12 protein-coding genes are annotated in these 13,218 nt (G+C 62.7%); 2 read left to right on the top strand and 10 right to left on the bottom strand.

The features are described 5' to 3' along the window. Positions 1-3: 3 nt before the first annotated feature. From ACWPW0_RS00145 to coxB, 4 genes are read right to left on the bottom strand one after another with little or no spacing between them, the layout of a single operon-like run. Complete coding sequence (locus ACWPW0_RS00145) at positions 4-891, bottom strand: cytochrome c oxidase subunit 3 (protein WP_447587851.1); 888 nt, start codon at positions 889-891, stop codon at positions 4-6. Positions 892-903: 12 nt separating this feature from the next. Then, complete coding sequence (locus ACWPW0_RS00140) at positions 904-1,482, bottom strand: cytochrome c oxidase assembly protein (RefSeq protein ID WP_447587849.1); 579 nt, start codon at positions 1,480-1,482, stop codon at positions 904-906. Position 1,483: 1 nt separating this feature from the next. Beyond that, positions 1,484-3,073, bottom strand: coding sequence for a cytochrome c oxidase subunit I (gene ctaD / locus ACWPW0_RS00135; protein ID WP_447587847.1), 1,590 nt, complete (start codon positions 3,071-3,073; stop codon positions 1,484-1,486). Between the two features lies 1 nt (position 3,074). Continuing rightward, complete coding sequence (coxB, locus tag ACWPW0_RS00130; RefSeq protein WP_447587846.1) at positions 3,075-4,202, bottom strand: cytochrome c oxidase subunit II; 1,128 nt, start codon at positions 4,200-4,202, stop codon at positions 3,075-3,077. Positions 4,203-4,576: 374 nt separating this feature from the next. Here coxB and ACWPW0_RS00125 point away from each other — a divergent pair, with 374 nt between their 5' ends. Then, positions 4,577-5,218, top strand: coding sequence for a hypothetical protein (locus ACWPW0_RS00125; RefSeq protein WP_454254061.1), 642 nt, complete (start codon positions 4,577-4,579; stop codon positions 5,216-5,218). Between the two features lie 50 nt (positions 5,219-5,268). Here the strand turns inward: ACWPW0_RS00125 and ACWPW0_RS00120 are convergent, their stop codons facing one another. The 4 genes from ACWPW0_RS00120 to ACWPW0_RS00105 form a co-directional block, all read right to left on the bottom strand. Continuing rightward, positions 5,269-5,994, bottom strand: a complete 726-nt coding sequence (locus tag ACWPW0_RS00120) for a carbonic anhydrase (protein WP_447587843.1) — start codon at positions 5,992-5,994, stop codon at positions 5,269-5,271. 117 nt (positions 5,995-6,111) lie between these two features. Continuing rightward, a complete protein-coding gene (locus ACWPW0_RS00115; RefSeq protein ID WP_454254060.1) occupies positions 6,112-7,170 on the bottom strand; it encodes a PA0069 family radical SAM protein in 1,059 nt (352 codons plus the stop codon). Positions 7,171-7,252: 82 nt separating this feature from the next. Beyond that, positions 7,253-7,654 carry a hypothetical protein gene (locus tag ACWPW0_RS00110; RefSeq protein ID WP_447587839.1) on the bottom strand — a complete coding sequence of 134 codons (402 nt, stop codon included), beginning with the start codon at positions 7,652-7,654 and terminating at the stop codon, positions 7,253-7,255. A gap of 45 nt (positions 7,655-7,699) precedes the next feature. Next, entirely contained in the window at positions 7,700-8,695 is a 996-nt protein-coding gene (locus ACWPW0_RS00105) for a bile acid:sodium symporter family protein (RefSeq protein WP_454254059.1), read from the bottom strand. Positions 8,696-8,778: 83 nt separating this feature from the next. Between ACWPW0_RS00105 and ACWPW0_RS00100 the strand changes: the two genes are divergently transcribed. Beyond that, positions 8,779-9,570, top strand: coding sequence for an AraC family transcriptional regulator (locus ACWPW0_RS00100; RefSeq protein WP_454254058.1), 792 nt, complete (start codon positions 8,779-8,781; stop codon positions 9,568-9,570). A gap of 25 nt (positions 9,571-9,595) precedes the next feature. On the opposite strand, the gene ACWPW0_RS00095 is transcribed toward ACWPW0_RS00100, so the two are convergent. Together ACWPW0_RS00095 and ACWPW0_RS00090 are read right to left on the bottom strand one after the other, a co-directional pair. Continuing rightward, complete coding sequence (locus tag ACWPW0_RS00095) at positions 9,596-12,037, bottom strand: TonB-dependent siderophore receptor (protein ID WP_454254057.1); 2,442 nt, start codon at positions 12,035-12,037, stop codon at positions 9,596-9,598. 183 nt (positions 12,038-12,220) lie between these two features. Further along, entirely contained in the window at positions 12,221-13,216 is a 996-nt protein-coding gene (locus tag ACWPW0_RS00090) for a FecR domain-containing protein (RefSeq protein WP_454254056.1), read from the bottom strand. Between the last annotated feature and the right edge of the window lie 2 nt (positions 13,217-13,218).

Raw genomic sequence — 13,218 nt, 5'->3', positions numbered from 1 at the left:
TGGTCACAGCACGTAGACGAAGATAAACAGGCCCAGCCAGACCACATCGACGAAGTGCCAATACCAACTGGCCGCCTCGAAGCCAAAGTGCTTGTCCGCCGTGAAGTGCCCCTTCATCACCCGCACCAGCATCACCGTCAGGATCAGCGCCCCCATCGTCACGTGCGCACCATGGAAGCCGGTGAGCATGAAGAACGTCGCGCCGTAGATCCCTGAGCCCAGAGTCAGGCCGAGCTCGTGGTACGCCTCGTAATACTCGTAGGCCTGCAGGATCAGGAAGCAGATACCGAGCAGTACGGTCAGTGCCAGCCAGGCCTTGAGCGGGCCACGCTTGTCCTTCTTCAGGGCATGGTGGGCGAAGGTTACGGTGAAGCTGGAAGTGACCAGCAGGATGGTATTGATCAGGGGCAGGTGCCACGGATCGATCACCTCTTTCGGTCCGGGGAACAGCTTCGGATCGGGCGTGTTGAGCAGCGGCCAGGTGTACTCGAAGTTCGGCCAGAGCATGTTGGCCACCCCCTTGTCGCCCTCACCGCCGAGCCACGGACCGGCCCAGGTGCGCACATAGAACAGCGCGCCGAAGAACGCCGCGAAGAACATCACCTCCGAGAAGATGAACCAGCTCATGCCCCAGCGGAATGAGCGATCCATCTGCGGGCTGTAGAGCCCCTGATGGCTCTCCTTGATCACACTACCGAACCAGCCGAACAGCATGTAGGCGAGGAACAGCGCGCCGACGAAGAAGATCCACGGCCCGTGTGAGTCCGCGCGATCGGCCTTGAGGTCGTTGAACCAGGTGCCGAGACCGAAGACGGTGATCAGCATGCCCAGGGTGGCGATGATCGGCCACTTGCTCTGGGCGGGAACGTAGTAGTGCTCATGACTCGACATGTCTTGTTCTCCTTATGGAGCCGCCCGGGTGAGGGCTGTCTGGGCAAGAGTCGCCTGCGCGACCGGTGGTTTGCGCGCAGTGATATCGAACAGGGTGTAGGCCAGTGTCAGGTGCCGCACATCGCTCGGCAGGTCCTGGTCGACGATGAAGCGCACCGGCATTTCGATGCGCTCTCCCGGCTGCAGGACTTGCTGGGTAAAGCAGAAGCACTCGGTCTTGTGGAAGAACGCGGCCGCCTTGGATGGCGCGACGCTGGGCACGGCCTGCGCTGTCATCGGTTTGTCAGTGGGGTTGTAGGCCACGAACAGCATTTCGTTGCTCGACCCCGGATGCACCGTCAGCTCATCGGCTTCGGGATGGAACTCCCAGACCATGTCGACAGCGTTGGTGGCGAGAAACTGCACGCGCACCTGACGCGCCTCATCGGTCGTCTGCACCCCCTGGTAAGCCCCTGCGGTCTTGCCATTGATACCGAACGCCTGACACATCACTTCGTAGATCGGCACCAGGGCGAAACCGAAGCCGAACATGGCTACCACCAGCACCAGCAGGTAGCTGACCAGTCGGCGCATCGGCATGGTTTCGCTCATCTCACTTCACCTCGGGTGGCGTGCTGAAGGTGTGATAAGGCGCAGGCGAGGGAATGCTCCATTCCAGGCCCTCGGCCCCATCCCAGGGTTTGGCCGGCGCAGGTTTGCCGCCACGAATGCACTTGATCACGATGAACAGGAAAAACAGCTGCGTGGCGCCGAAGGTGAACGCGCCAATCGACGAGATCATGTTGAAGTCGGCGAACTGCAGGTTGTAGTCCGGAATGCGCCGCGGCATGCCGGCCAGGCCGACGAAGTGCATGGGGAAGAACGCCAGGTTCATGCCAACGAAGCTCAGCCAGAAATGCAGCTTGCCGAGGGTCTCGTCGTACATGTGGCCGGTCCATTTCGGCAGCCAGTAGTAGGCCGAGGCGAAGATGCCGAAGATCGCACCGGGCACCAGCACGTAGTGGAAGTGCGCCACCACGAAATAGGTGTCGTGGTACTGGAAGTCCGCCGGGGCGATGGCCAGCATCAACCCGGAGAAACCACCGATGGTGAACAGGATGACGAAGGCCACGGCGAACAGCATTGGTGTCTCGAAGGTCAGCGAGCCCTGCCACATGGTGCTCGCCCAGTTGAACACCTTCACCCCGGTGGGCACGGCGATCAGCATGGTGGCGTACATGAAGAACAGCTCGCCGGTCAGCGGGATGCCGACGGTGAACATGTGGTGCGCCCACACGACGAAGGACAGGAAGGCGATGGCCGCGGTGGCATAGACCATGGAGCCGTAACCGAACAGCGGCTTGCGCGAGAAGGCCGGGATGATCGAGCTGACCGCGCCGAACGCCGGCAGGATCATGATGTACACCTCGGGGTGGCCGAAGAACCAGAACACGTGCTGGAACAGCACCGGGTCACCGCCACCGGCCGCGCTGAAGAAGCTGGTGCCGAAGTGGATATCCATCAGCATCATGGTCACCACGCCGGCCAGCACCGGCATCACCGCGATCAGCAGGAAGGCGGTGATCAGCCAGGTCCAGACGAACAGCGGCATTTTCATCAGGGTCATGCCGGGGGCGCGCAGGTTGAGGATGGTGGCGATCACGTTGATCGCCCCCATGATCGAACTGACGCCCATCAGGTGAATGGCGAAGATGAAGAACGTAACGCTCTCCGGTGCGTAGGTGGTGGACAGCGGCGCGTAGAAGGTCCAGCCGAAGTTCGGGCCACCCCCGGCCGTGAACAGGGTGCTGAGCAACAGGCCGAACGCCGCCGGTAGCAACCAGAAGCTGAAGTTGTTCATCCGCGGCAGGGCCATGTCCGGCGCGCCGATCATCAGCGGGATCATCCAGTTGGCCAGGCCGACGAACGCCGGCATGACCGCGCCGAAGACCATGATCAGGCCATGCATGGTGGTCATCTGGTTGAAGAACGCCGGCTCGACGATCTGCAGCCCCGGCTGGAACAGCTCGGCGCGGATGACCATGGCCATGCTGCCGCCGACCAGGAACATGGCGAAGCTGAACCACAGGTACATCGTGCCGATGTCCTTGTGGTTGGTGGTCAGCACCCAACGCATCAGCCCCTTGGCCGGGCCGTGGTGATGGTCATGTCCGGCATGACCGTTGTCGATCACTGCACTCATGTCATTTCTCCTCGGCCTGTTTCAGCTCAAGCACTTCTTTCGGCGTGACCATGTCACCCTTGTTGTTGCCCCAGGCATTGCGTTCGTAGGTGATGACGGCGGCAAGGTCGACTTCCGACAGTTGCTTGCCGAACGCGGCCATGGCAGTACCCGGCTTGCCGTGGAAAACGATGCTGAGGTGGCCTTCCTTCGGCCCGGTGGCGATCTTCGAACCCTTGAGCGCCGGGAACATCGGAGGCAGGCCCTGGCCTTCGGCCTGGTGACAGGATGTGCAGTAGCTGTGGTAGACCTTGTCGCCGCGCTCGACCAGTTCTTCCAGCGTCCATTCCTTGCTGGTCAGCTCCTTGAGCTTGGCGGCTTCTTCCTTGCGTTCGCCGAGCCAGGCGGCGAAATCTTCCTTGGACTTGGCCTCGACCACGATCGGCATGAAACCGTGGTCCTTGCCACACAGTTCGGCGCACTGCCCACGGTAGATACCGGGCTCCTCAATGCGCGTCCAGGACTCGTTGACGAAGCCGGGGATGGCGTCTTTCTTCACCGCCAGCGCCGGAACCCACCAGGCGTGGATCACATCCGCCGAGGTGATCAGGAAGCGCACCTTGGCGCCCACCGGCACCACCAGCGGCTCATCGACCTCGAGCAGGTAGTGTTCGCCCTTCTGGGCCTGGTTGTGGATCTGCGTGGTCGGCGTGGCCAGGTTGCTGAAGAACTCCACATCCTGGCCCAGGTATTTGTAATGCCACTTCCACTGGTAGCCGGTGATCTGGATATCCAGCTCCGACTCCGACGTGTCGTAGATGTCGATCAGCGTCTTGGTCGCCGGGACCGCCATCACCACCAGGATCACCAGCGGCACGACGGTCCAGAGGATCTCCACCGTGGTGCTTTCATGGAAGTGGGCAGGTTGTTGGCCAGTAGAGCGGCGGTGCACGATCATCGACCAGAACATCGCGCCGAATACCACGACGCCGATGGCGACGCAGATCCAGAAGATGGTCATGTGCAGATCGAAGACGGTACGGCTGACCTCGGTTGCGCCGGGGGTCATGTTCACCGTCCAGGCGGCGTGCGCCGAGCTGAATGTCAGCCACAGCAGCATGCCCATCCAGACTCGTGGATGTCGCATCATCGCGGGTTCCCCTTATTTGTTCTTGTTATCCCGCCGGCTAAGCCTGCGGCTAAGGGATCGACTGCCGATACTGCTGGCTACAACATGTCGAAACCTCTCCGTGCCGAAGCCCGTCCGGTTCCATCAGGTTCACGCCTTGCGATTTCGAGTATAGACAGGGACCGCGACATAACAATGCCGCCGGGAAAATGCCTGGGCGGATTTGGCCTTGCGCTGAAGGGCGCGGATGACGAGGGGTGCAGGCCAGAGCCTGGCGTGGCTTATCGCGAGTCAGAATAAAAATTTCAGAATTATGAAAATCTGTTCTTAGGTGGACTTATCAGCCAGCTAATGTGAGTTCTCGTTCAAATAATGTCCTGATCATTGGAGCCCCCATGAATACCGTCGCCTTGCGCGAACTGATCCAGCAGGCTCAGGCGCACGAAGCCCGAACCGGCCATCTTGCCCACCAGTTGAGCGCCCATCTGGAACGCCTGCACCCCACTATCCAGTTGCCGGATAGCGACGCCAATGGTGTGCTCACGCGTTTCGTCGAAGCCTATGTCGAACAGGTGCCGGACGTGCTCGACGCCGCCAACAGCGTGGCCCGCGAAGCCGGTATCGAAGCGCATATCAAGCCGGTGCTGAAGGTCGCCGAGCACTTCTTCCTCAGCCCGCCGCAGCTGATCGAAGGCCATCAGGGCCTCGATGCCCTGCTCGACGAGGCCTACCTGGCCCATCGCCTGGTCGAGGAAGTGAACGACCGCTACATCGCCCACCTGGGTCAGCCACTGATTCCGCTGGATACCACGGTGGCCAACCTGATCGCTCATCAACTGATCGGCGAAACCTTCGCCAACCAGCTCGACGAAGCCGTGCACCATGCGTTGGAAGGCCTGCTCGACGAGGCGGTGTTCCAGCAGAGCTCGGTCCAGGCCTATCGCGCACAGTTGAGTGCACCGCAAACAGTCGCCGCCTGGCGCAACTGGCCCTGCCTGTCACGTCAGTTGGGCGTGGAGCTGGGACTGCCTGGCTGAGCGACTAGCACGCCGATGCAACAAGGCCCGCGATTGCGGGCCTTGTCGTGTCACTGCGCCGGATAGCGCGCCTTCGGTGTGGCCATGGGCACCACGTCGCCATCCAGCGGTAGGAAGCGCCCGCTCTCGGCGTCGTAGGCACGAATCGCGCTGGTCTCGATGTCGTAGACCCAGCCGTGGATGAACAACTGCCCGCTGGCCACGCGCGCCGCGACCGATGGGTGGGTGCACAGGTGGTTGAGCTGGGCCACCACGTTCTCTTCGGTGAGGATGCCGAGGGTGTCGTGGCTGTCGCAGCTGCAATTTGCCTCGACCACCTTGAGCGCGACCTCGCTGTGGCGCAGCCAGGCCTTGACCGTCGGCATGCTCTCCAGGCTTTCGGGCGCCAGTACCGCCTTCATTGCACCACAATCGGAGTGGCCGCAGATGATGATGTGCTGCACGCCCAGGGCCAGCACCGCGTACTCGATGGCAGTAGAGACGCCGCCCATCATCTGCCCGTAGGCCGGTACCACGTTACCGACGTTGCGGGTAACGAACAGGTCGCCCGGCGCACTCTGGGTGATCAGTTCGGGGACGATGCGCGAATCGGCACAGGTGATGAACATGGCGCGCGGGTTCTGCGCACTGGCCAGGGCCTTGAACAGCTCTTCCTGCTGCGGGAAGACCTCATTGCGAAAGCGCTTGAAGCCTCCGACGATGGCGCTCAGCGCGTCATCTGCGCTTTCCGGCGCGGTACGCGCCTGCAGGGGAATGGCGTTGTGCTTGTAGGGCATGGCATCTCACCTCGTACTGGAACCGACGCGCGTTGGCGCACTGCGAATTATCGACCTGGCATGCGGACAGTTGCCAGCTTCGGTGAGTCACATTTCGTTTACAGCAGTACCGGTCGTCTACAACAGCGCCATTTGCCGCCCCGGTGGGGCGAACTGGCTGCAGTCGAGCTGAAACCCGTCGCGACGATTCAGGTCGAGCCGCTTTCTCGCCAGGGCGAAGCGCTGCGCCAGCAGGTCGGCGAAGATGCCTTCGCCGCGCATGCGCTTGCCGAACTGGCTGTCGTAATGCTTGCCGCCGCGTGACTGGCGAATCAGGCTCATCACATGGCCGGCGCGATCGGGGAAATGCGCCTGCAGCCACTCTTCGAACAGCTCGGCAATTTCCAGCGGCAGGCGCAGCAACACATAGCCCGCCGAGCGAGCGCCTGCATCACGGGCCGCCTCCAGTATGGCTTCGAGTTCCATATCGTTGATCATCGGGATGATCGGCGCGGCCATCACGCTGACGGGTATGCCGTGCTCGCTCAATGTGCGCATGGCACGCAGGCGTGCTTTGGGCGAAGCCGCACGCGGTTCCATGATGCGTTTCAGTTCGTCGTCCAGCGTGGTCAGGCTGAAGGCCACACTGACCAGATTGCGCTGGGCCAGCTCTTCGAGCAGGTCGAGGTCACGCAGGATCAGCGAGCTCTTGGTGATGATGCTCACCGGATGGCGAAAGCGCAGGAGAATTTCCAGGGCACGGCGGGTGAGCTGATACTCGCGCTCGATGGGTTGGTAACCATCGGTGTTGATGCCCAGAGCAATGGGCTGCGGCACATAACCGGGCTTGCCCAACTCCTCTTCGAGCCGGTCGGCGAGGTTGCTCTTGGCGATCAGCTTGGTTTCGAAATCGATTCCCGGAGACAGGTCCCAGTAAGCATGACTGGGCCTTGCGAAACAGTAGATACAACCATGCTCACAACCCCGATAAGGGTTCACCGAACGGTCGAAGCCGACATCCGGCGACTGGTTGCGGCTGATCACCGTCTTCGCCGTTTCGCGACGCACTTCGGTGGTCCAAGTCAGCGGCGTTTCTTCCTGGTACCAGCCATCGTCCTCGGCCTGGGAAGAGGTCGGGGCAAAACGGTTATTCGGGTTGCTGGCGGTGCCGCGACCGCGTGGAGGAACAAGGGGCATCAAGGCGCACCATTAACTGTATATAAATACAGTATTCCGGAACACCGGACAGCACAAGCACACCGCGCCGAGCGGTTGTCAGTCAGGCATCGCGCAACAGGTCATTGGCGTTGAGCAGGTCATAGGCGATCTCGGGGGTGCGCTCCAGGCAACGGCGGATGGCCGCGGGAATTTCCTTGCGCGTCTTGCGGCACAGGCCTGGATGGGGATCGAGAACGATGCTGATACCGCGCATGCTGCGCACCTCGTTATGACCGGGCGCAACATGCAAGGTGATGCCGAGTTGTTCATGCAGGCGACGCTGCATGTGTTCCAGATCGGCCAGGCTGGTGAGGTTCTCCAACCGTTCGGTGAGGCGCTTTTCCTCCAACGCAGTCAGGCGCAGGATGCGCACGTCGGCGCCCGCCTCTTGCAGCAGGCGCTCACGGTCGCAGGTGCAGGCGCCGGGCGGGCATTCCTTGCGGATGGGAAAGGAGGTGGTCATTGCGCCGATGATAACCACTCCAGCAAGGGCGTACAGCCACCGTTATCAGGACTCCGCGCGGGCCAGCCCCTCATCCTCTGCCGGACGCCGCGCATAACGTTGCGCCAGCACCGCACAGACCATCAGCTGGATCTGGTGGAACAGCATCAACGGAAGGATGATCAGGCCGATGCTGCCGCCCGCGAACAGCACCTGGGCCATCGGCACGCCCGTGGCCAGGCTTTTCTTCGAGCCGCAGAACAGGATGGTGATGCGGTCTTCCAGGCTGAAGCCCAGCCACTTGCCGAGCAGGTGGGTCAGCACCAGCGCCAACGCCAGCAACAGGCAGCAAGCACCGACCAGCGCCGCCAGCGTCGGCAACGACACCTGGTGCCACAGGCCTTCGATCACCGCCTCGCTGAACGCGGTGTAGACCACCAGCAGAATCGAACCCTGGTCGACGTACTTCAGCCACTCCTTGTTGCGCCCGACCCAGGCGCCGATCCAGCGCCGGGCGATCTGTCCGGCGATGAACGGCACCAGCAGTTGCAGGGTGATCTTGCCCATGGCGTCGAGCATCGAGCCGCCGTCGCCGTGCACATCCAGCAGCAATGCCACCAGCAGCGGGGTAAGGAAGATGCCGAACAGGCTGGACGCCGCCGCGCTGCAGATCGCCGCGGGAATGTTGCCACGTGCCAACGAGGTGAAGGCGATGGCCGACTGCACCGTGGCCGGTAGCGCACACAGGTAGAGGATGCCCATGTACAACTCGTGGCCCACCGCCGGGGCCAGCAGCGGCTTGAGGGCCAGGCCGAGCAGCGGGAACAGCACGAAGGTGCAGGCGAAGATCAGCAGGTGCAGGCGCCAGTGCAGGGCACCGGCAATCACCGCTTCACGCGAAAGCTTGGCACCATGCAGGAAGAACAGCAGGGCGATGGCCAGGTTGGTAACCCAGCCGAACACCTGCGCGGTCTGCCCGCTGCAAGGCAACAGGCTGGCGAGGGCGACCACGGCAATCAGGGTCAGGGTGAAGTTGTCGGGCAGTAAACGTGAACGGGCCATGGGCAGAATTTCCGGGTTGCTAAGAGCAGTGGCGCGACTCTACCGTGACGGATGATTGCCGACTAACGCCAATGAGCCAGTAAATGCCGCCTAAAGGACAAAAAACCACTGTCAGACGCCGCATTCCGGGGCTGCCCAGCCTGCCCCGACCGCTCTACGGCCGCACCGAATCGCTGCCCAATCGGGCGCTGACGCATCATCACAGTCATCCGTGGGTGCAGTTGTCCTATGCCATCCAGGGCGTGCTGGAAGTGCACACCGACGCCGGGCGTTTCGTCGCCCCGCCGCAACGCGCGGTGTGGGTGCCGGCCGGTATGCCGCACCGGGTGTTCAGCTCCCCACACACCGAGATGCGCAGCCTGTACCTGGATTGCAGCGTGACCGCCTGGGCCGCCGAGGGCTGCCGCGTACTGGAGGTGAGTGACCTGCTGCGCGAGTTGATCCGCGCCTTTAGCACCTTGCCGGTCGAGTACGACGAAACTGGTGCCGACGGGCGTCTGGCCCAGGTGCTGCTGGACCAATTGGCAGCAGCACCCCAGGTCGACCTGATGCTGCCGCTGCCCCACGACAAGCGCCTGCAGCAGATTTACCGCAACCTGCAGACTCACCCGGAACAACCGACCACCCTCGGCCAGTGGAGCCAACGCCTGGGTGTGTCGGAAAAGACCTTGAGCCGCCTGTTCCTGCACGACACCGGCCTGACCTTTCGCGCCTGGCGCCAGCGCCTGCGGTTGCTCGGCGCACTGGCCCCCTTGGAACAGGGCCAGCGTGTCACCGATGTGGCCCTGGCCTGCGGCTACGACTCCACTTCGGCCTTCATCGCAGCTTTCCGCCAGCAGTTCGGCGCCACGCCGGGAGAGTTCTTCCGCAGCTGAACGCCGCAGTGCTGTCGGCCCTTCCTCATAGATCCGGGGTGTACCTGACGCTGAACATCACATTGCGCGGATCGCCGAAGCTGTTCGCGCCCCAGGAGTTGCTGATGTTCTGGTAATAGCGCTTGTCGAAGACGTTGTTCAGGTTGCTCTGCAACTGCCAGGCCGCGTTCAGGCGATAGCCCAGCATCAGATCGGCAACGCTATAGCCGCCCTGCTTCACGCCGAAGGAGGTGTAGGCGCTGCTCTGGGTGCGGAAGCCACCACCCACGGTCCATTTCTCCAGGTCGCCAGGCAAGCGGTAGGTCGTGGACAGCTTGAGCACGTTGTAGGGTGTATCGCTATCGAAGCGCGCGCCCTTGTCCGCCGAATTGCTCGCCTTGGTGTGCTCGGCAGCCGCATAGGTATAGCCCGCGGAAGCCTGCCAGCCCGGCGCCAGCTCACCACTCAACTCCAGCTCGATACCCCGGGTGCGGACTTCACCACTGGCTTCGGCGCAGTCGGGAACCCCGGGGCCGCACAGCGCCGACGGCAACGACTTGGCCAGGTTTTCCTGGTCGAGCTGGAACACTGCCAGGGTGGCATTCAGCGCGCCGGCAAAGTACTCGGCCTTGATGCCCGCCTCATAGTTGGTTCCGGTTACCGGTTCCAGCAGGCTGCCGCTGGCATCCTGCGCCGCTTGCGGGCGGAAGATGCGCGTCCAGCTGGTGTACACCGAGTAGGTATCGTCGAGGTCGTAGACCAACCCGGCATACGGGGTGTACTCACGGGTCACCTTGTAGTCATCGCCGAAGCTGTAGATGTCGACATGGGTGGCTTGCTCATAGGCATACCAGTCCAGACGCGAACCCAGGATCAGACGCAGGTCGTCACGCAGGTTGAAGCGCGCAGTGGCGTAGACGCTGGATTGCTCTTCACGACCCGCGCGCGACCAGTTGTTGTCGATGGCCGGTTTCGGATACGCCTTGGGATCGAAGTTGATCGGGTCGATGACGACGTCTGAGCCAATGCCGGGTCCGCCAGGTCCATCGTGGGTGTCATCACGACGGAAGCTCGCCCCCACCACCAGTTCGTGAGTGGCGCCGAACAGCGAGAACGGCCCGCTGGCGTAGGCGTCGACACTCTTCTGCGTGTGCTGGTAGGTATAGCGCCCGATGTTGAGGTGGTAATCGTTGTTCTGGTCGGTGTACAGGCTGCCGCCCAACATTTCCAGATCACCGCGCAGCCAGGTCGTGTTCAGCCGCAGTTTCCAGTCGTTGTCAAAGCGCTGTTCGACTTCGGCGAAGACGCTACGATTCTTCTTGTTCCAGTAGGTCCAGTCCGGCGCCGTACGCGCCGAGCGGGAGAACGGGAAGAAGGAACCATCCACGCGGCTCGGCAACCCGTTCCAGTCGGCACCGGGGTTGTCCTCGCGGTTGTAGTACGCACCGAGGGTGAGGGTGGTGTCGGCACCCAGGTCGTATTCGGTAATGCCATAGAGCAGCTGACGTTTGTTCTCGTAGGCATCGATGAAACTGTTGCGGTCCTGGTAACTGCCGACAAAGCGACCGCGCAGGCTGCCGCTGTCATTCAGTTTGCCGCCGACATCCAGCTCGGTGCGGTAATCATCCCAACTGCCGGCACTGGCGCTGATCGATAGACGCGGGTCGACAGTGGGGCGCTTGCGCACCAGATTCAGCGTGCCGGACGGATTGCCCGCGCCGACCATCAGGCCGGATGCACCGCGCACCACTTCCACGTGGTCATACATCGCCAAGGTCGAGGTACCCAGGGTATCGCTGTCGTAGGCCACCGGCAGGCCATCGATCATGATGGTCTTGATGGCGGCACCCCGGGAGTAGAACTCGGGGCGCTCACCACCGGTCTTGCGCAGGGTCAGGCCCGGCGTGTAGAGGGCGATGTCCTCGAGCTTCTGCATGTTCTGATCGTCCATGCGCTGGCGGGTCACCACGGTGACCGACTGAGGTGTTTCGCGGATCGATGCCGACAGCTTGGTGCCCACGCTCATGGCACCGGTGGTGTAGGAACCGGTCTGCTCGGTGGTACGCCCCAGCCCCACACTGTTGACCCGAGTTGCATCCAGTTGCAGGGCCGCATCGGAAGCAACGCCCTCGACCAGGCCATAACTGCCATTGTCCATGCGCAGCACACTGAGATTGGTCCCCGCGAGAATCCGCGCGAAGCCTTGCTCGATGCTGTACGCACCCCTCAATCCGGCGCTGCGCTTGCCTGCCGTGAGGCTCGCGTTGACGGACACCGGCACACCGGCCTGGCGACCGAACTGGCCAAGCACCTGATCCAATGGCCCGGCTGGAATAGCGAAGTTGATCGACTGAGCAGCCTGGGCCGTTTCAGCCAGGGCAGAGGCGGTGCTTAACGCGCTGACGGCACCGGTGAGCAGGGCCAGGCTCAGCGCCGAGGCGGATGCATGCTTGACGGCGTAGGCCAATGTGCAGGGGCGGTACTTCATGGCAGAAGGTCCATTGCTAGGGAGTGGTTTTCCCCTAGGCCAGACGAGAAATAAAAACCTGCCACCTTTTCGAGAATATTTTTCATTCTCGTTGGATCACTGCGCATCAGCCACTGCGAGGCGTGGCTAACGCGTATGCCAAAGCAGCTGCTGTGTCGATGCAAAAACGCCGTATGGCCCGTGCTACGAGGCTGTGGCCGGCAGCACCGTCACCCAATACGGCGTCAGGCGCTGCACCCGCACTGGCAGGCTGTCTTCCAGCATCGCGAGAATCCGCTCGCCGTCATCCAGCGGATAGGCGCCACTCAAGCGAAGGTCGGCGATTGCTGGATCGCAACGCAGAATGCCCGGTCGATAACGTGCCAGTTCCTTGATGAAATCGCCCAGGCGCATACGCTCGGCAACTAGGAATCCATCAACCCACGCCGTGTTCGCAGCTAGCCCCGGCTGCGCGTCCCAGACCGTGCCGGCAGCGATGCGCGCCTGCCAGCCGGCCTCGATCACCCGCTCCTGACCACCCTCACGCGCCCGCGCCGCGACCTTGCCCTGTGTCACCGTCAGCAAGGTGCCGCCAACATTGTCATCGCGGCGCACGTTGAACCGGGTCCCGAGGGGGCGCAGGTAGGCGTCTGTGGTGCTCAGCAACAGGGGCCGGCGGGCGGGATCGGCAGCCGTGAGGATGTCCACTTCACCGTGGCGCAGAAGCACAAGGCGCGCCTCGGGCGTGAAACGCACGTCGATGGCGCTGCGTGTGTTGAGCCACAGCTCGGTGCCATCGGCCAGGCGATGGTGGCGGCGCTCACCGGTGGCGGTGTGGTAATCGGCCATCGCGCCCTGAACCCATTCGCTGCGCTGCGTCTGCCAGGCGAGCCCGCCGAGCAGGCCAAAACCGACCAGCACCTTCAGCGCCTTGCGCCGGTCGAGGTCACTGTAGTGGCTCTGTCGCGCGACCTGGCGCAACAGCGGATCGGCCAGCAGGTCGGCGCGTTGACTGAGGCTTGCAGGAATGCTCGCCAGGCGCTGCCAAGCCCGTTCGTGTTCGTTGTCGGCCTGCCGCCAGTGTTCGAGATGGCGTTGTTCGGCAGCGCTCATGCAGCCCGATTGCGCCAGGGTGAACCAGGCAATGGCCTGGTCCCTGATCGCAGCGGCAATCGGCTTTTCGCCGTGGTTGAGCGTCATGC

The organism is Pseudomonas sp. Marseille-Q8238, from assembly GCF_965111915.1.
The sequence above is the reverse complement of the archived record's forward strand: the minus strand, read 5'-3'. Positions and strand labels throughout refer to the sequence as shown.